This window comes from Alteromonas sp. AWM4_230 (assembly GCF_056158305.1).
This window is the reverse complement of record NZ_JBSWTB010000001.1, coordinates 1,683,441-1,704,042: the sequence shown is the minus strand read 5'-3', so window position 1 is coordinate 1,704,042 and position 20,602 is coordinate 1,683,441. Positions and strand designations below refer to the sequence as shown.

12 protein-coding genes and 1 pseudogene are annotated in these 20,602 nt (G+C 44.1%); 4 read left to right on the top strand and 9 right to left on the bottom strand.

Annotation, left to right across the window (positions count from 1 at the left end; all coding sequences use genetic code 11):
- Positions 1-78: 78 nt before the first annotated feature.
- The 7 genes and pseudogenes from ACXACS_RS07210 to ACXACS_RS07180 form a co-directional block, all read right to left on the bottom strand.
- Positions 79-825 carry a DUF481 domain-containing protein gene (locus tag ACXACS_RS07210; protein ID WP_474805394.1) on the bottom strand — a complete coding sequence of 249 codons (747 nt, stop codon included), beginning with the start codon at positions 823-825 and terminating at the stop codon, positions 79-81.
- 214 nt (positions 826-1,039) lie between these two features.
- Positions 1,040-1,843 (bottom strand): DUF481 domain-containing protein, encoded by an 804-nt coding sequence (locus ACXACS_RS07205; protein ID WP_474805393.1) that lies wholly within the window; start codon positions 1,841-1,843, stop codon positions 1,040-1,042.
- Between the two features lie 134 nt (positions 1,844-1,977).
- Positions 1,978-2,802, bottom strand: a complete 825-nt coding sequence (locus ACXACS_RS07200) for an HDOD domain-containing protein (RefSeq protein WP_474805392.1) — start codon at positions 2,800-2,802, stop codon at positions 1,978-1,980.
- Between the two features lie 20 nt (positions 2,803-2,822).
- Positions 2,823-3,113, bottom strand: a complete 291-nt coding sequence (locus ACXACS_RS07195) for a DUF1289 domain-containing protein (protein ID WP_474805391.1) — start codon at positions 3,111-3,113, stop codon at positions 2,823-2,825.
- 186 nt (positions 3,114-3,299) lie between these two features.
- Positions 3,300-4,010, bottom strand: coding sequence for an SIMPL domain-containing protein (locus tag ACXACS_RS07190; RefSeq protein ID WP_474805390.1), 711 nt, complete (start codon positions 4,008-4,010; stop codon positions 3,300-3,302).
- Positions 4,011-4,187: 177 nt separating this feature from the next.
- Positions 4,188-7,311, bottom strand: a pseudogene (locus ACXACS_RS07185) (efflux RND transporter permease subunit).
- The gene (locus ACXACS_RS07180; protein ID WP_474805389.1) at positions 7,311-8,588 is read right to left on the bottom strand and encodes an efflux RND transporter periplasmic adaptor subunit; all 1,278 of its coding nucleotides are present in this window, start codon (positions 8,586-8,588) and stop codon (positions 7,311-7,313) included. The pseudogene ACXACS_RS07185 and the gene ACXACS_RS07180 overlap by 1 nt, the downstream one beginning before the upstream one ends.
- Before the next feature lie 392 nt (positions 8,589-8,980).
- Here ACXACS_RS07180 and ACXACS_RS07175 point away from each other — a divergent pair, with 392 nt between their 5' ends.
- From ACXACS_RS07175 to ACXACS_RS07165, 3 genes are all read left to right on the top strand, one after another.
- Complete coding sequence (locus ACXACS_RS07175; protein ID WP_474805388.1) at positions 8,981-10,036, top strand: LysR family transcriptional regulator; 1,056 nt, start codon at positions 8,981-8,983, stop codon at positions 10,034-10,036.
- 352 nt (positions 10,037-10,388) lie between these two features.
- The gene (locus tag ACXACS_RS07170; RefSeq protein WP_474805387.1) at positions 10,389-13,094 is read left to right on the top strand and encodes a TonB-dependent receptor; all 2,706 of its coding nucleotides are present in this window, start codon (positions 10,389-10,391) and stop codon (positions 13,092-13,094) included.
- 148 nt (positions 13,095-13,242) lie between these two features.
- Positions 13,243-14,706 (top strand): CehA/McbA family metallohydrolase domain-containing protein, encoded by a 1,464-nt coding sequence (locus ACXACS_RS07165; RefSeq protein ID WP_474805386.1) that lies wholly within the window; start codon positions 13,243-13,245, stop codon positions 14,704-14,706.
- Between the two features lie 53 nt (positions 14,707-14,759).
- Here the strand turns inward: ACXACS_RS07165 and ACXACS_RS07160 are convergent, their stop codons facing one another.
- Positions 14,760-17,078 (bottom strand): GH92 family glycosyl hydrolase, encoded by a 2,319-nt coding sequence (locus ACXACS_RS07160; RefSeq protein WP_474805385.1) that lies wholly within the window; start codon positions 17,076-17,078, stop codon positions 14,760-14,762.
- A gap of 257 nt (positions 17,079-17,335) precedes the next feature.
- On the opposite strand from ACXACS_RS07160, the gene ACXACS_RS07155 reads away from it, so the two are divergent.
- On the top strand, positions 17,336-19,000 hold the full coding sequence (locus tag ACXACS_RS07155) for a glycoside hydrolase family 28 protein (protein ID WP_474805384.1): 1,665 nt from the start codon (positions 17,336-17,338) through the stop codon (positions 18,998-19,000).
- A 103-nt stretch (positions 19,001-19,103) separates the two neighbouring features.
- On the opposite strand, the gene lpdA is transcribed toward ACXACS_RS07155, so the two are convergent.
- Entirely contained in the window at positions 19,104-20,525 is a 1,422-nt protein-coding gene (lpdA, locus tag ACXACS_RS07150; protein ID WP_474805383.1) for a dihydrolipoyl dehydrogenase, read from the bottom strand.
- Positions 20,526-20,602 lie beyond the last annotated feature (77 nt).

Genomic DNA, 20,602 nt, shown 5'->3' with positions numbered 1-20,602 from the left:
GTGTATAAAGGAATTACCTAGGTAAAACATTTAACCGCCTCAACGCACAACCGAGCAGTCAAGGCGCTTCAGCAAAGCTTAAAAGAAGTTGTAAACTAAGCTTACTGCAGTTTCTGTATCAAGTTTTTCTACGTCTTCATCAACGTTAGTGTTGTGATCTAATTTGAACGAAAGACGCATAGAAAGGTTCCCGCTGATCGTAGCAGTAAGTGCAGATTCAGCACGTGACTTCGTGTTGTCAGAGCCCACTTCAGTACTCACGGTTTGCGTAAATTTAGCAGTGTCAGAAATTTTCCAAGAATACGCTGTTGATGCACGAACAATCATGCTATCAAGATTTTCATCTTCTTGTGTTTCGATGAACGAGTAACCAGGACCAATTGAATATTCTAGAGTGTGGCGATCATTCTCTAGCACTTTTTGGTTCCAACCCGCTGCTACCGTTGCTTGGTAGTTAAAGTTGCTAAAGCGGTCGTCTTCATATGATGCGAAGGCAAATAAACGGTTATCAGGGTTTTCTAGCTTATAGTTACCCTGCGCCGAGCCGAAGAACTTTTGCGCAGATGTGTACTCAACGTCTTCGCCATTATCATCTTCTGTAGTCTCTTTTTTGTATAGACCTTCAAGGGCGTAGTCATTGCTCCAATTTTCTAACTCTTGGTGTGCGGTAATACCCGCGCTGATTGAAGTCGTCTCAGTGTTACCTGATGTAGATATGAAGCCAAGCTCCCCTTCCATTGTGAAAGGTTTTACTTCTTTAGCTTGAGCGAATACGGCAGGAGAAAGAGAAATTGCAACTAGAGATGCAAGCACTTGCTTTTTCATTGAACAATCCTATTGATTATCGGTCCATTCGTTGTACACGACACCTTAAGTACTGCAAGGCGGTACAACACGAGTTTTAAAAGAGGTCAGCTAAATAGCGTCGAAAAATAAACCAACGCTACAAACAATGGTGCGCAGTGTACATTTTCAACGCTCTCAGTCAATCCACCCGCGGTAAAAAGCCTGTTTTAAGCCTTAAATTTACACTAATTGACTAAAAAAACTGATAGACCAATGCTACAGATGTCTCTGTGCTTAACGCTGCGACATCTTCAGGGGTGTCGGTTTCATGATTTAGTATAAACGAAAGCTTCATCGCTAATGAGCCGAATACATTTGCAGAAAGCGAGGTTTCAGAACGGGACTTGGTATTTTCTTCACCAGCTTCTGTGCTCACAAATTGACGCAGTTTGGCACCCGAGCTCCAGTGATATTTGTACTCGGCTGATGCGCGTACTATTACCCCGTCGTTAACAAGATTATCGCTGTCTTCTTCTGCTTCGATAAAGGTGTATCCAGGCCCTACACTATAACGAAATTCGCTGTCTTCGTTTCGCCAAACGCGCTGGGACCAACCTGCGGCTAATGAAGCTCGGTGCTCATACCCTGTAAATTTATCATCTTCATAGTCGCCGTACATAAAAAGGCGGCGGCCTGGCGTAAGTAGCTTATAGTCGAATTGCGCGCTGGTAAAAAAGCGCTGTGCGCTTATGTCGCGCTCTGTGGTAGGCGTGCCGCTTTCTTTGTAGAGCAGCTCAGCAAAATAAACACTGCTCCAATTTTCGGTTTCATGATCGGCATTCACTGCCGCTTTCACACTCGCAGCAGACGTATTGCCTGTATTGAGAAGAACACCCAGTTCTCCATCCATTGTAAAACGGGGAATTTCGTCATCTGCGTCTGGAGTAAAATCGGCGTGATAAAGGGTCTCAATAAGGTCCCTTGCATGTGCTGAGAAACACATACCAATACAAATAGCACCTACAACAACGTGCGGCCGGAAGATTTTTGTGAACATAATCTGATTTTACGTCGAGCTTTTTAGTTATTAGATTACGTCTAAATAAGACGCTTATAATACCAATCCTCTGGAAGAACTTTACTGTGTTTTACAGTTTATCAGTGCTATAACAGAATTGAGGCACTGAAAGCTCAGTGAATAAGCGAGACAATTTTTGCTGTTTCTTGCTCAGCATATTCAATTGAATTACTTATCACTTCCATATCGAGACTTACTGTATTGGCTATCTCAGGCGTAAAAAGTTCAATGTCAGCATAACTTTCTTTATCAAGTTGACTAAGCGTTATTCGACTAGCAAGAGCAAGGACACAAATATCAACATCAGAAGCGTACTTTGCTTCGTAGTTCATAAATGATATCGGATAGTACAAACCAATAGGCAAGTGCCATTTTTCCAGTATGATACCGCTACAATGTGCAAACGTAAAACCGAAATGAGCTAACTGTTCAGTATGTGGCAACTCGCTTTTTTTGGCGTGACGGTAATCGTCATAACGCTTGGGTTCTTTCTTAGCGACAATGAGCTCACTTAGATTCTGAAGAATTCCCATTACAAAAAAACGTTCAGCGCCGCGAATATTCAGTCGCATCGCTAGACTTTTCGCGACCATGCCGCAATAAACAGAGGCATGCCAATGCTTGTCTAAATCAATTAGCAATGTATCGAAGTGCTTAAAAGCAGTGGTTGCCGTTTCAGCAATCACTAAATTATAAAGCGCTTCGCCACCTATTACGTTAATCGCTTTTGTCAGAGACGCGATTTGAGAGGGAAAACGAAAAAGTGAACTATTGGCTAGCCGTAAAACTTTAGCAGTAAGCGAAGGGTCGGCACTAACTAATACAGCAATCTCTTCGATACTAGAGCGAGGATCATCTAGCGTTGAGCGCAAGCGAACGCATATATCGGGTAACGTAAACGATTTTGTAGCATACGAAACATACTTATCTAACAACATCAAAAATTCTCTAACTCTTTTTAACTTCTTTCAGGCGGCTCATTGAAAAGAGAAAATTGTTCGGCTGACTCTTCACTTTTTAGCTCTTGCGCTTTGCGTAACTTCGCCAATACGGCTTTTTCACGTCTTACACACGCACTGATTATTTTTCGTTTTGTCGCATCATCAACTTTGAGCCAATAAAGGCGTTCATCTCGACTTCTGTAACAGCCTTTACAAAACCCTCTTGGACCAGACTCGCAGACACCAATACAAGGGCTTGGAATTTCGAAAAATTCAAGCTGCTGGGACTGCGCTTTAGGGTCCTTCATTTCAGGCTTGCCACCTTAATTAATAAGCGTTAAGCGCTGAAGTACTCAGCACTTCTTTAAATTAAAACGTATACCCGCAAATCTAGCCACTAGACATTAGCAGTAATCTAATACATAAAGTGCACAAATGCGTGAACTCGCCGTGTCTAGTCAATTCACGTTGCCAGTCTTAGCATAGCATGAATATCAATCTACAAGCGTATATTCAATGGTAGACACTACCCGCACCTTCTTAATGTGAGGATGATGACTGTCGCGACTTGAAATACTGAACTGCCCTTGGTTGGCGCGTTTAATTTTACCTAATGTACTTTTTGAATCTTTGGCAAACTTTTCCGCCACCTCTCGCGCATTAAGGGTAGCTTCTTCAATCATTTCAGGCTTTACTTCGTTTAAGCGGGTAAACACATAGTCGGGCTGAGCGCGGTAGCTTTGGTCTGATAATACAATACCGGTTTTAATTAACTCCCCAATTTGCTGCATGAGCGCTCGTACTTTTTCGACATCATTTGAAAAGACAGTAACGGTTTGAATGGCGCTGTAGCGAAATGGCGCTTTTTCACTACTTCCATACTGCTGTGCTAGTTTGTCATTTATTTCGGGCTTTCCAATGGTAATACTTTCTGCTGAAATGCCCTTCTCTTCTAAAAAGTTAGCCACCTGAAGGCTATTCTTTTCGATATGTTCATACAGTTGAGGTAAGTCATTGCCCGCATCAACAAATTGAATAGGCCAAATAACCTGATCTGCTATGTACTCTCGCTCCGACAGTCCTTTTACGGTAACTACCCTATCCCACGTTTGCATATCGTTCATTGACGATGATACCTGAACACCAAGCAAAGCCACCGCAACCACCATGCCCAAGGCCATTACTAACGCCGCACCTATTTTCATTCGAATCTCCGTTTATCTGCTGTACTTTTTAACTTTATCTTAAGGATGCAGGGAAATATAAGCATTTAGATAATGTAATACGAGATAAATGCTGACCAAAGGTGGCAAAAAAAAGGCCACTCAAATGAGTGGCCTAAAAAGCCCCTTAAGAGGGCAACGCTTGGGTAGACGGAAGAGTTAACCTTTACGCTGTATCAGGTAATAAAATACCGGAGTTAAGATAAGTCCAAATACGGTAACACCAATCATGCCAGAGAATACTGCCACACCCATGGCTTGACGCATTTCAGAGCCGGCACCGGCTCGATACCGCCATTGGCAGCACACCCATGATGAAAGCAATGGATGTCATGAGTATTGGGCGAAGACGTAAACGGCTAGCCTCTTTAATGGCTGAAAGCGCGTCCATTCCTTTGTCTTGAAGTTCTTTGGCAAACTCAACAATAAGAATGGCATTTTTAGTGGCAAGGCCAACCAATACAATTAAGCCTATTTGGGTAAATATATTGTTGTCGCCGCCATAAACTTGCACACCAATAAGGGCGCTCAGCAAGGTCATAGGTACAATCAATATGATTGCCAGTGGCAAACGCAGGCTTTCGTATTGTGCAGCCAGTACTAAGAACACCAAAAGCACAACTAATGGGAATACAAACGCTGATGCATTGCCCGCTAATATTTGCTGATAGGTGATCTCAGTCCACTCATAAGTCATGCCAAGTGGTAACGTTTCAGCCAGTATTTCTTCAATAGCTGCCTTCGCTTGGTCAGACGAATAGCCTGGCGCTGCTGCTCCGTTTATTTCAGCGGTGACGTATCCGTTATAGTGCATAACACGGTCAGGGCCTGCACTGTGCTCAATGTTCAAGAATGAGCCAAGCGGGATCATCTCACCTTGTGCATTACGCACTTTAAACTGCGCAATGTTCTCAATATCCTGACGGTATTGGGCATCAGCTTGTACATTTACTTGGTAAGTTCTACCGAACAAGTTGAAGTCGTTCACGTATAACGAACCTAAGTAGCCCTGCATGGTGGTAAACAAGGTATCGATGTTTACACCTTGGCTTACCGCTTTTTCACGGTCTACATCTACATCGAGCTGAGGTACAGCAACAGTGAAGCTGGTGAACGCATCGGTAAGCGCTGGGTGTGCCCACGCTTTGCCAATCACTTCTTGCGTTACACGCTCAAGTTCTTCAAAGCCTAGGTTCCCTCTGTCTTCAACCTGCAAACGGAAACCACCAATCGTGCCTAGCCCCATAACCGGAGGTGGCGGGAAAATAGCGACATAGGCCCCTTTAATCGAACCAAACTGCTGATTAAGTTTTGCAGCAATGGCGCCTGCAGATAACTCTGGTGATTGTCTTTCGCTAAAAGGCTTTAGCGGCGTAAATAAAATTCCAGAACTTGGGCTATTAGTAAAACCGTTAATATTTAAGCCCGGAAACGCTACGGCGTCTGACACGCCTGGGTGTTCCATGGCAATCCGTGACATTTCACGAACCACTTCTTCCGTTCTGTCTAAACTTGCCGCATTGGGTAGTTGTGCAAAGGCCACCAAATATTGCTTATCTTGCCCTGGTACGTAACCCGTAGGTGTAGTCGCAAATTGGTTATAAGTGAGCGCAATAAGGCCTGCATATAACACCAGTACAATGCCGCTTTTGCGAATTAAGCCGCCAACCGCACCTGTGTATTGTTTCGAACCACGATCAAATACTCGGTTAAATGGCGCAAATACAAAGCGACCAAACACCTTGTCCATACCGCGAGTAAGCCAATCGTTTGCTTTACCGTGAGGCTTCAATAGTAGAGCAGATAAAGCAGGGCTTAGTGTTAACGAGTTAATTGCAGATATTACCGTTGAAATAGTGATAGTAAGTGCAAACTGTTTATAGAATTGCCCGGTTAGGCCGCTCATGAAAGCCGTTGGTATAAATACGGCAGCCAAAACCAGCGTGGTAGCGATAATCGGCCCAGTTACTTCTTTCATTGCTTGGACTGTAGCGTCAAATGGTGATTTACCTTCAGCGATATTTCGCTCGACGTTTTCCACTACAACAATGGCGTCATCGACCACGATACCAATTGCTAGCACCAAGCCAAACAGCGACAAGGCGTTAAGTGAGAACCCCATGAGCTGCATGAAAGCAAAGGTGCCCACTAGTGATATGGGTACTGCAACTAACGGAATAATAGACGCACGCCATGTTTGAAGAAACAGTACAACTACAAGAACAACAAGTAATACCGCTTCTAAAAGCGTGTTTACCACGGCTTCAATCGAGCCTCTTACAAACACAGTAGGGTCGTAAACAATGTCGTACTCTAAGCCATCGGGAAACACCTTTGAAAGCTCTGCCATGCGCGCTCGTACATCATCCGATATCTGAATAGCGTTAGAGCCTGGGGCTTGGAATATTGGAATTGCCGCAGCTGGGTTATTATTTAATAGCGAACGTAACGCGTAATTGTTCGCCCCTAGCTCAACGCGAGCCACGTCTTTAAGTCGGGTAATCTCGCCATTTTCGCCTGACTTAACTATGATATTTTCAAATTCCGTTTCGTCTTTTAGACGACCGCGAACATTAATAAGTAGCTGAAATTCACTGGTACCTGTTGGCTGCGCACCAAGGCTACCTGCCGCAGCCTGCTGGTTCTGATCGGCTATAGCCGCTGCCACATCGCCGGGGTTTAACTGAAGCGCCGCAAGCTTGTTAGGATCTAGCCATACTCGCATGCTGAACTCGCCTGCACCGAACAGGCGTACTTGCCCTACTCCATTTATTCGAGCTAGTTCGTCTTTTACAAACTGGTCGGCATAGTTTGAAAGATACAGCATGTCATAACGATTATCGGGCGACGTTAAATGCACCACCATGGTTAAATCTGGTGATGATTTTTCGGTAACCACGCCTAAGCGCTGCACTTCTTGAGGTAAACGTGGCGTAGCGCGATTTACACGGTTTTGTACCAGCGTTGTTGCTTCATCTGGGTCGGTGCCAATCGCAAACGTTACCGTTAAGGTCATGCGGCCGTCGCTGGTAGCTTGAGAAGACATATACAGCATATCTTCAACACCGTTAATTTCTTGTTCTAACGGCGTAGCAACGGTTTCAGCAATAACCTCAGGGTTAGCGCCAGGATAATTCGCGGTTACCACAACAGTAGGCGGCACCACTTCAGGGTATTCAGTGATGGGCAGTTGCCAAACTGCGATGGCACCACCGATAAAAATTAGTAGGGAAAGCACGCCCGCAAAAATCGGGCGGCTAATGAAAAACTGCGAGATATTCATTACTTAAGACCTGCCGTTGCTGTACCCGTGGTAAATGAACCACCAGATAAAACATCTTCATACTGCGCCATGTTTTGGGTGACTTGAGTAGCGTTATCAACACGTGACTGCCAGTTGGATAAGTTTGCAAGCGCATCCTCATCACCCATGGGGACTTTATTTGCGGCAACTTGTGCACCAGGGCGCACGCGCTGTAGACCATCAACTACAATAGTATCGTTAGCATTTAGGCCACTTGTGATAATGCGCATGCTTCCCACTTTATCACCCAGCTTAACTGCACGATATTCCACTTTTTTTTCGTCGTTAACCACTAACACGAATTTGTTATTAAGGTCTGTACCTATGGCTTTTTCTTTAATTAGAATGCCTTGTTCATCTGTATCACCCGCCAATTTTAGATGCGCAAACAAGCCAGGGATTAAACGACCTTCTTTATTATTAAAAACCGCGCGAACGCGAAGTGTGCCGGTACTACCGTTAACCTGGTTGTCGATAAAATCAATTTGACCCCAGTGGTTATAATCAGACTCGTTAGCAAGGCGCATCGCTACTGGCTGGTCGCTTACTGCTGTTGAAGCCGTTGTTTTATCGGTTAAATAGTTAAGGTAGGTCTGCTCATCGATATCGAAATACGCATACAAACGGTCAGTGGATACAATACGGGTTAACTCAGTTTGTCCCGCAGTAACAAAGTTACCTTCTGTAATATTAGCACGGGATACACGTCCAGAGATTGGCGCTTCAACACGGGCGAAACCGCGATTTAAGCGAGCTACTTCAAGTGCGGCTTGTGTTTGGTTTAAGCTTGCTAGCGCTTGATTTTTTTCTGCTAGGCGAGCGTCAAGCACTTCTTCAGATACCGCTTGGGTTTTGCGCAATTTAAAGGCGCGGTTAAAGTTTTGCTCAGCCAGTTTCACGCGGCTCTTCGCTTCTTCAAGCTGTGCGGTCAAACGGTCAACTTCCGCTTTAAATGTGCGATTATCGATTAAGAATAAGGTTTGCCCTTGTTCAACGTATTCACCTTCATCAAACGCGACAAAATCGATATAGCCCGACACGCGAGGTCGAAGTGCAACGATGTGCGGCGATTCTAAACGCCCTGTAAAATTATCCCACTCGGTTAAACGTTGTGTCACCACGGTAGCCACATCAACAGGAACGCCTGCATTCGCGTTTGCGCTCATTGATTGACTTGGATCCTGCTCGTCACCACCGCATGCAGCGACTAACGCAGTTAGGCTGACTATTGCCAATAAACGGGTAAAAGTTTTCATTGCAAGATTCTCTAAAAAATTAAACTAAAGTTTGATGCCGCGCATTATGCATATGCGAAAAGAATAAAAATAATTATATTTTTATATGAAACACATCACATGATGTTATACGTTGATATTATATGTCGAATGAGTGGAGCGCTTTTCTAAAAATAAGAAGGGCTTTGTTATAGAGAAAACCCAAAAATCCGTAAGAAAAGCCGAAGCTTAGGTAAATAAAGGGCTGCGGCGTCATAATATACAGGCGTCGCTCGTCGTATTCATATAGAAAATAAATACGTTTAGCTATAATCTATAACTAAATAGTGTCATTAAAGTAAAACCTATAATTATATTGATTCATTAATTGATAGATGAATGTAGATGATAGGTAATGAGCGCCGGAGACAACAATGCGTCCACATGATTTAAATTTATTGATGATTTTTGATGCCATCATGACCGAGGGTGCTATAACCCGAGCTGCTGACAGGTTATCTATGACGCAACCTGCGGTCTCTAATGCGCTATCTAGGATGCGCACCGCTTGGAATGACGAGCTGTTTGTTAAAGATGGGCGAGGTATTCAGCCTACATCTTTCGCTAAAAATCTTTGGAGTCAAATACAAGGCCCTCTAGGCGAGCTTGAAGTTGCCGTTAACCCGAGTGATTTCAACCCCGCGACGGCAAAGCGCACTTTTCGTATTGCAGCAACTGATAGCATTGTGTCTATGGTGTGGGGCCCGCTACGCAAAGTTATTGAGAATGAAGCGCCTGGTATTAACATCCATGCCATTCCTAATTACGACATGGAAACCGATAAAATACTCAAAGATGCTGAAGCAGAGCTCACTTTCTCTAAATATCAGGAGCCTGGCTCTGTTATTCGTGCCGAACATGTTCTCGACCCAAGCTGGGTTGTGGTAATGCGCCCCGATCACCCTTTAGCCAAATCTCAACTAACGTTAGAAGACTTTGTCGCTGCCGATCACCTTCTGGTTTCTGTTACAGGCGATGTGACGGGTCCTACAGATCAAGTGCTGGCAAATTTAGGCCTTAAGCGCCGTGTAGCCATGTCCGTAAACCAATTTTATAACGCCACACCGCTATTAAAAGAAAGCAACCTTATTTGTGTAGCACCATCTTTGGTAATGGAAAAAGAAATATTCTCAGGTGAACTGGCAGTGTTTGAAACACCAATAGAAATTGTTAGCTCTCCGCTATCTGTAATGTGGCACAAACGTCAGGATCAAGATGCAGGCCTGCAATGGTTAAGAGGATTAGTAGTAAAATTTATTCGCGAACGCGTGCAGCGTCATGAAATGCTGCTGTCTCAATGCTGCCGCAAAGCTTACTGCGCTGAAACGGTTAAGCGCTTTATGGACCAGCGTAATATGGACTGTGAAGAATTTATGCCCGCCCACTTGGATACACAGAAAATAGCTGTTGAAGTACCAGAGTTAGGGTAGAAATATTAACTAAGCTGTTCTACCACTAGCCTATTCACTCTAGCATACGTAGTTTGGCATATGTGCCTATCGAGACCATCCCATAACAACCTTAATGCAACCGGTGTCAATGGCTCTTAGAAGTAACACTTTTTCTAGTTTATAGCTGCCTTCCGAACCTTGTAATGAATAATTTCTGCAGAACATGTCATACATTCTGTAACCAAAGTTCTTCTTTGAGTTAATTGCAACCCAAATATGCCGCTTCGTTACTTAATTATAAAAAAAATGTAAAAATTCCCAAACCAGCAATTGACACCGGTGTCATAAACCTTGTAAATTCATGTTGCTGAAATGTTAATGGGAGATAATAATGAATAAGACCGTAAAAACCGCTGTCGCGTTGAGCGTTGCTCACGCGCTATCCACACTTTATGTTTTACCTGTTTATGCTCAAGAAAGCGATGAAGAATCAATAGAAGTAGTAGAAGTTCAAGGCTTTCGAAGCGCAGTAATTAAAGCTAAAGACTTAAAACGAGAATCTTTGGTTGCACAAGATTCTATTGTTGCAGAAGACATCGCAGACTTTCCTGATTTAAACTTGGCAGACTCTTTACAGCGCGTGCCGGGCATTGCTATTACTCGAGAAGGCGGTGAAGGTCGTCAAATATCACTTCGAGGGATGGGGCCCCAATTCACACGTGTTGAAGTAAACGGCATGGAGGCTCTAGGGTCTTCGTCGTCTCCCATGGACAGTCGCGGGGCTGTAACCCGCTCGCGCGCGTTCGACTTTAACATCTTTGCTTCAGAACTTTTTAATCAAATCGATGTTAAAAAGTCGTATTCAGCCGAAATAGAAGAAGGCGGTATAGGCGGTACAGTTAACTTAAAAACCGCGAAACCTTTCGACTTCTCTGGAATGAAAGGCGTAGTGGGCGTTCAAGGTGGCACCAACACCAATACCGATAACTTTGATAATCGGTTAGTTGGGATGCTGTCCAACACATGGGATAACTTCGGTGCGCTAGCGTCAGTAGCTTATAGCACACGAGAGTCGCGCGAATTTGGCTACAACACCTATAGATGGCGTAAGAGAAGCACGTCAAACTATAGTGAGAGTCTAGATGCCAATACTGCTCAATTACTCGAAGAAGGTGAACTATGGTTTTCGAGAGGAAATCGATACTCAGTATGGAATAACCAACAAGAGCGCTTAGGTATAACGGCGTCTTTGCAATATCGCCCCTCTGATGATTTAAATATAAGCTTAGATTTTCTGCGCGGTGAGCTAAACAATACGCTTGATGAGCACCACATTTCGACCGGGGGTTCTAGCAGTACGGCGTTGGGGCGCGTGGAGGAGCTAGAGTTCATTGACAACAATGGCGATAAAGAAGTCGTTTTTGGACGTTATTCAGATACCACGATAAGAACAGAGTCTCGAGAAGATTACAATGAGTCTGTTTTCACTCAACTAACTTTCAGTGTTGACTGGAACATCTCAGAGGATTTCATAGCAAACGTACAGATTGGTACAAGTTCTTCTGACTACGACCAGCCCAAGGTCAACAAAGCCAACCTTATGCGACCTGGCAGCGGTATAACAACCGATTTTACTCAAGACCGCTTTTACGGTGTAAATACGTATGACTTTGACCCTGCTTCCCCTGAAGGCTGGCTAGTTAAAGATTTGTATTTCCAAGAAGACTACATCACAAACGATTTCGACAATGCCAAAGTAGATTTTAAGTACTTCGTTGGCGATACAGGAACCATTAGCTTCGGCGCCAATTATAAAAAATTCTCGAACACGGGCGAACGTAGACAAGATTCAGGTTATGTTCAGAGTAAAGAAACCCCACTTAACAACGGTGTAACCACAATTTCATCTGATGTTACCAACGTTTACTCAGACCACCCAGATCAAGATTGGCTCGAGCTTGATATGGCGAAGATACAAGAATTTTATGGTCTTTCTGATCTTTCATTAGGTGAAGATAAGGTTGTCAGTACATTTGCATACGATGTAGAAGAACAAACCCAAGCCCTCTATGGTATGTATAGCTGGGATAGTATGCTAAACGACGCCAATTTTAGAGGAAGCGTGGGTCTTCGCTATTACAATACTGAATTGACCTCAAAGGGTATCTCTGGCGGTGAAGATATTACCATGGTTCGTGACTATTCCGGCGTTCTGCCAACACTCAATGTGGTTTATGAAGTGAGTGAAGATGTGCTACTTCGCTTTAGTGCAAGTAAAAATCTGACGCGTCCTTCCTTAAGTGCCTTATCAGTATCTGCAAATGTATCGCAAGCTACGCTATCTGAGGGAGATGTTGGTTCAGTTACTATCGGCAACCCCAGCTTAGAGCCTTACTCTTCTGTGAACATTGATACCTCCTTGGAGTCTTATTTTGACGGTGTAGGTTACTTTTCTGTCGCGGTTTTTTATAAAGATATCAAAGACTTTATTGTCACTGAAACTGCAGAACAAACAAAAACCCTTGAAGAACTATCGTTGCCAAATAGCTTATTGCCAAATGGCGGAACGCCAACTACGCAGTTTAACGTGACGACCCCTCAAAATTCAGATTCATCGACCATCAAAGGCTTCGAACTCGCTTTCCAACGTGACTTCGATTTCTTACCTGAGCCGTTCCAGAACTTTGGTTTAATTGCCAACTATACGTGGGCAGACGGCAACAGCACGTATCGAAATGTGCAAGGAAGTGGCGAGGATCAAATTAAAGCCTTTCAAGGCTTATCGAAAAGCAGCTATAACTTAACTCTTTATTACGAGACTGACGAATGGGGAGCGCGCGTTTCAGCAGCCTACCGAGATAGATATATCAGTAGCGTAGAAGCGGGTCTTGGGGATGAAGATGAGCGCGGATTCCACGAAACAACCTATGTGGACTTCTCAGCATTCTATCAAGTTAACGAGTCGCTTAAGTTAAACATTGAGGGAATTAACTTAACGAATGAACAAGAAATACAATACAGTGACTCCAGTGACCGTCAGTACAACACAACGACCAGCGGAAGAACATTTATGGCAGGTGCTACCTATAGATTTTAGTTAGCTATAAATAATTAACGATGACAGGCGCCTTGTTTTCCGGCGCCTTTTCTATTTGTAGTTTTAGTAGAGCTGTTGATTTATGCTTCCCTTTTTGCATCTCTAAACCGCACTACTTTTTTCGCAACGAACGTTAAAGGCCCTTCCAATGCGCTACCCTTTGTTTTACTTCATTATACTACTCACTTCTTTATTCACTGTGTCGTGTAAAACTTCCCACAGCAAAACGCACAATGCGTCTGCATCAAGCCGTTCCCTAGCAGAAGCAGAGCCTACGACAGCATGGCTTGCGGGCGATCATCATATCCATGGTAAATACAGTGCTAGATGGGACTGGAGCACGACTCCACCAACACCTATATTGCGGGGCGATGCGCAGTACGCCACTGCGCTATACGCACAAATGGCGAGGCATCATAATTTGAGCTGGATGGTGACCACAGATCATGGTGGTCCTGGGCACAGTTCCGTTAACTTAGAACACGCCTATCCAGAGCTTGTCGCTTCGCGAAAAGCGACACCTGAGGTCTTACAGTTTTACGGCATGGAGTTCGACACACCTGGCGCTCGTCACTGCAGCTTAATTATCCCTTATAGCGAGACTGAAGCAGAACAGCTTTTCCGGTTAGAGTCGCAGTTTAATAGAAGGGAAATTGAGCCTGACACCGCCTCTAGAGATACCGATGAGTTTATGCTTCAAGCGCTCAGAGCAATGGAGGAAGAACAAAAACCACCTATTTTGATTGTAAATCACCCGGCTCGCTTGGCTGAAAAGCTCTCTAGTTTTAAAAAAGTCACGCCTCAAAAACTAAGAAAATGGCAAGACACTGCACCTGATGTCGTTATTGGCATGGAAGGCGCACCCGGCCACCAAGCCAACGCACTCAACCCCGACGGCTCCATTCGAGAGAGTGGATTAAGGGGCGGATATAACGACTTTCCAACAATGGGTGGTTTTGATCAGATGACGGCAGTGGTCGGCGGCGTATGGGACAGTCTGTTGAGTGAAGGCAGACGCTGGTGGATAACAGCCACTTCTGATAGCCATATGCACTACACAGAGGGGCGAACCGACTTTTGGCCTGGTGAATATTCAAAAACCTATGTGTTCGCGAGAAAACAGTACGACGACATAATGCAGGCGATACGAGCAGGGAAAATGTTTGCAACTACCGGAGATTTAATTGATTCACTTTCGGTTAAAGTCAGTAATAAAAAGGGCCAATCCGCAGATATTGGGGAAACCATAGAATTAAAATCAGGCGAAACAAGCTCTATAGAAATCAAATTTCGCGACCCTGACACCCTTAATTTTGGCCGTCAAAACCCCAGTGTAGAACGGGTAGACGTGATTATTGGCATGATCAATAGCGACGTTGCTGCAGCGCCGTCCCCAGTAATTCATCGCTTTACATCAAAAGACTGGTATGTGGATGGACAGTTTCGTACGATAAAGATGGACATTGAAGCGGTAAAACAGGCACAGTATGTTCGCATCAGAGGTACTAATAATAAGAATGAATTGGAACCACAGATAGACACGGCAGGAGAAGATCCCTGGACTGATTTATGGTTTTACAGCAACCCTGTGTTTATTAGCGTAAAGGAATGATTTAGCGGCCGACACGCACCAGTATTAAAGGTACGTGCAGGCGTTGGTTTTGACTATTTCTGAGTGGTGGATAGTGAGGGCGGGAACTTGCCCTCTCCCCAATTCGAAGGCTTTGCTGCCATTTTCAATCTTAATTCTCCCCCTTTTATTACTTCAGAGTGGTTTATCCACGTATTGTGAAATGGCTTGCCATTTAAGGTGGCAGAAACGATATACCGGTTTTTTTCGCTGTAATTTTCTGTGATCACTTTAAAGATATTGCCTCCTTCAACATGCAACGTTGCCGACTTCACTTGTGGAGAATTAATTAAATAGTAAGGCTGCCCTGCATTTGGAAAAAGCCCAATCATATGAAAAGCAAGCCACGACGACATTGCTCCAGAGTCATCATTACCAGGTAGGCCATCGCGCTTGCTAGAATAATGCTCTTGGACTATTTTGCGCACCCTGTCTGAACTCAAATGAGGTTTACCCAGCCAGTGATATAGCGTGGGCGTCAAAAATGAGGGTTCATTAGCGACGTTGTAATAATTGTGCTCAAAGAATGTGTTCAAGCGAGATTCAAAAGCGTCGCTGCCGCCGCTTTTCTCTATGATTGCAGCAATATCATGCGGAACATAAAACGAGTATTCCCACGAACTCGCTTCGTAGAAAAAACCGCACCACCAGCACACGCAGTTAGGCCAGTCTTGTGCAATGGGCGTATAGCTAACGCGCGTGGCCACACCATCTTTAATGTCACACGGGATTTCGTCTATCCATTTTCCGTTAACATCTTTTGGCATAATAAAACCACGTGCACCATCATGTTCTATATTGCGCCACAGGTTTTGCCAATTATTGGCCTGTTCTATAAAGCGATAATACTCCCCCATTCGATGCAACCCTTTAGCCACCGTAGCCAGCGCGAAATCGTTATAGGCGTACTCTAATGTTCTGTTTCCCGCGCGCACATAATCAGTAGAAACGTAGCCGAGACGATTGTAGTCTGGCAAACCACCGCGCCCCTCTTTTTCACTGTTTCCGCCCGGTGCAACAGTGGCATTTTTAATCATAGCTTCAAGGGCAAGGTGATAATTTACCCCTCGAAGATTTTTAACGTAGGCGTCGGCAATGACAATATCCGCATTAGAGCCCCCTTGGGTGCGGCCATTAGTATTTCCACTTCGCCCCTCTGGTAAATACCCGTCATACTTGTAGATATTTAACATGCCGTTGATGATATCGGCTTGGCGCTCGGGATCGATGATTGTAAGAAGGGGGGAGGACGTGCGAAACGTATCCCAAATAGCATAAAAATCGTCATAGTATGGCGTGGCTGTCCACAAAGGATTTTCCCCTGAGCGGTCTACAGGCATTAACATTGTGTGATAAAGACCCGTGTAAAACATCTTTCGCTGCTCAAGACTCGCTGTCGAATCTAATTCGATCCTAGACAGCAACCTCTCCCACTTTTGCTCAGCTTGCTGACGCACTAAGTTAAAGTCCCAGTGAGGTATGTCATTTTTTAAATTTTCCGCAGCTTTAGCTTCACTAATAAATGAAATGCCTATCTTCATCTTAACTGTTTTTCGTTGATGATCAGTGAAGAAACAAAGCACCCCCGTTTTCTCGCCGGAATCAAATTGCTTATTTACAGAGGGAAATAAAGTTTCGCCTTTAAATGTACTAAAACGATCACAAGGTTGGTCTAATTCTGCGTGATAATAAACCGTATAGGCACTACCATTGTTCCAGCCACCCCGGATACGACTATATCCTCGAATCTGAGTGGAAGATAAAACGTCAACCTCTGACCCGACGAACTGCTGTGCTTCTCGGGCATCTGGCACAGGGTTTTCCCCTAGAAAAAAACCTCCATCAATTTTTATGGCATTGTAAGCGGTATCTCGAAAGGTGTACTGATGAAACGCGGCGCGCTCAGCTGTGGTCAGTTCAGCTTTTATATCCCACTTAGTCAGTACTGTTGCATAATACCCCGTTTGAGCTTGCTCATTCTTGCGTAAACTGCGCTGGTCGATTGACTCAACATTACCCGAAAACGGCATAACGGAAATGTTTCCATATTTAGGGCCACCACCGGTTCCGCTAACATGTACTTGGCTAAAGCCGACCAACGATTTTGTTAAATCCGGATCGTAACCACTATTACTGTGGGTACCAATGTCAGGCCCAGGCTTAACCATTCCAAAAGGTGTACTTGGGCCAACAAATACATTTCCCAATCCTTCAGAGCCAATAAACGGGTCAATGTATTGATGATAGCTACTATCCTTCGTGTACCCTTTCGATAAAGGTAGGCAAAACAATAATAATAGCGTCGTTCTTAGCAAGAGCTTCGTCGAAGCAGCTTTTAAGTACTTATTAGACAAAACAAGATCCTGTTAATCATTTTCTTATAACGTTTTTTTAACACGCTATTGACACCGGTGTCAAATTTCAAGTAACGTCTTTACGACCTTAAGTATTTATTCTTAATTTTAGAATCAACACCATGAAATTATTATGAAAATTTAAAACGTAACAGATATTTACGCTTTAGAAAGACCTGAATTAGACGTTGTCGATTCTTTCCGTTTATTTTTAGCGGCGCTCGACAACCCCAACAAAGAAAAAAGGATTGTTAGCTATGTTTGCTCCGCTATCCAGACGAAAATTTATCAAAACAGCACTATCGACGATAGCTGTAACCTCGTGCTTTTCACACGCCTTGAATGCAAAAATGCTCAATCAATATTACGAGCAATTTAACGCAACACGAAAACCGAGTAGGCGTGAACCTCCCCAAAAAGGTAAACGTTTCAACGTAAAGGACTTTGGTGCAACAGGAAACGGTCAGTCTTTAGATACAGGCGCCATTCAAGCAACCGTTCAGGCGGTGATTGATAGTGGCGAACCGGGTGTGGTTTGGTTACCAGCAGGTATCTATTACTCAGGAACACTTCACTTGTCGAGCAACATAAGCCTAGAGCTAGATAAAGACGCTGTCTTGCTCGGTAGTACTGACATACGACACTATGAAACTGACGATGGTAAGGTTCACGCGCTAATCGAAGCACATGATTGCGACAATATCGGTATATTTGGCCAAGGAACCATCAATGCTCAAGGCCGTAAGTTAGCATTAAATATAAATCGGCTTCATCACGCCAAAGAGCGCATCGAAGAAGATTTTAATGCACGTCGCAATCGCTCTCGCCATCGCCCCAATGTAATTGCAATGCATTCGTGTAACCAGATAAAAATTTACGATATTACTGTTCAAAACGGCGCATCATGGGTTCAACACTACGCAGCATGCCGCGATTTACACATTGACAATATTGTGGTTCAAAGCGACGCATTTTGGAACAACGATGGCATTGATATCAATGACTGTGAGCATGTCCGCATTACTGGCTGCTTTGTTAATGCTGCCGACGACGCGATTTGCCTTAAATCCACAACCAAGCAAAATATGCGCAACAACGATGTTTACATTGGCAATTGCACACTGCGTTCTAGCTCTAACGGCATTAAATTTGGAACGGAAAGTCAAAATGGTTTTCACAATGTAAAAATTGAAGACATTGTTGTATTTGACACCTACAGAAGTGCAATAGCGCTTGAAACTGTAGACGGCGCAATTCTCGAAAATGTCAGTGTGAAAAACGTAGATGCAAAAAATGTGGGATGCGCTATTTTTATACGTCTAGGGCAACGCAATAGAGACGTGCCTAAAGATACACCGCTAGGCAAAATAAAAAATGTGGTGATCAGCAACGTAAATGCGGAAATTAGTTTTGATAGAGCCGATATTGACTACGATTTGCGAGGGCCTGGGTTAAACGCGTTCTTCAATCCTATCCCTGCTTCAATTACGGGTTTACCGGACGCGTTTGTAGAAAACGTTATTCTTGAAAAGATCACCATTAGCTATCCTGGAAGAGCCAACAAAGGTTTAGCATACCGTCCCCATGACCAACTATTCCTAGTACCACAAGAACGCGATGCTTACCCCGAATATACCATGTTTGGCGAACTTCCTAGCTGGGGGCTCTTTGTAAGACACGTAAAAGGGATAACGCTCAAGGATATTTCACTTAAAACCAGAGCGTATGATTTTAGACCTGCAATGGTGTTTGATGATGTAAACGGCGTAAACCTATCTAATGTGGCGCTGCATGATGATAACGACATTCATATAGTACTGCATAATGCCAAAGAGGTGGAAACGAATCGTATTTCGGCCCTAGATAATAGCCAACAGTTGGCTCCTTTATCTTCCAGTTCTATTCTTTATTCGAAAGACTGAACATAGCGATACTGAATTGAGTGGGTAATTATCTATGCGGACTGGTATAGACAAAAAACCCGCTTAAAAGCGGGTTTTTAAAGTGACTTATAAAGAAGCTAATTTACTTCTTTTTCTTTGCTTTCGGGTTTGGCAGGTCAGTAATGCTTCCTTCGAAGATTTCAGACGCAAGACCAATTGATTCGTTAAGCGTTGGGTGAGCATGGATAGTTAATGCTACGTCTTCAGCATCAGCACCCATCTCAATAGCTAGGCCAATTTCGCCAAGCATTTCGCCCGCGTTGGTACCTACCATAGCACCACCGATTACGCGGCCCGTTTCTTTATCGAAGATCATCTTAGTCATACCGTTAGTTGCATCAGATGCAATTGCACGGCCTGAAGCAGCCCATGGGAAGGTTGCTGTTTCATAGCTTACGCCCTGCTCTTTCGCTTCTTTTTCAGTTAGACCAACCCAAGCAACTTCTGGCTCAGTGTACGCTACTGAAGGAATAGCACGTGGGTCGAAGTAATGCTTCTGTCCAGCAATAACTTCTGCTGCAACGTGACCTTCGTGAACCGCTTTGTGCGCAAGCATTGGCTGACCTACAAGGTCACCGATTGCGAAGATGTGGTCAACGTTAGTACGCATTTGCTTATCAACGTTGATGAAGCCACGCTCATCAACGTTTACGCCAGCTGCATCTGCGCCAACTAGCTTACCGTTTGGCTTACGACCAACAGCAACAAGTACTTTGTCGTAGCGCACTGGCTCAGCAGGTGCGTTCTTACCTTCAAATGTTACATACAAGCCATCGTCTTTTGCTTCAACCGCAGTCACTTTAGTTTCAAGCATGATGTTAAACTTGTCTTTGTAGTCTTTCATGAACACTTTCATGATGTCTTTGTCAGCGGCTGGAATTAGCTGATCTAAGAATTCAACTACATCGATTTTCGAGCCAAGTGCTTCGTACACAGTACCCATTTCTAGACCGATGATACCACCGCCTAGTACTAGCATTTTCTCTGGAATGTCTTTCATTTCCAGTGCGCCAGTTGAGTCAATTACACGGTCATCTTCTGGGATGAACGGTAGGCTTACTGGCTCAGAACCCGCAGCGATAATCGCTTTTTCAAAAGTAATAGTAGTAACGTCGTCACCATTTTTTACTTCTAGGGTGTTTGCGCCTGTAAATTTACCGAAGCCTTGTACATGCTTGGTTTTACGCATTTTAGACATACCGCTAAGACCATTTGTTAATTGCTTAACAACGCCGTCTTTGTATTCGCGGATTTTATCTAAATCGATGGTAGGCTCGCCAAACGATACACCGTGGCTAGCAAGGTGCTTCGCTTCTTTCATCACTTTAGCAACGTGAAGAAGGGCTTTTGAAGGGATACAACCAACGTTAAGACAAACACCACCAAGCGTGTCGCGTGAGTCTACGATAACTGTTTCAATACCTAAGTCAGCCGCACGGAATGCTGCTGAATAACCGCCAGGGCCGCCGCCCAGTACCACCAATTGCGTTTTAATTTCGCTCATTGTGAACCTCAATCCTGTTCTTGTAGGGTCATGCTATTACTTTTGTGTAATAGCATAACCTAAATGCCGTCAAAAAG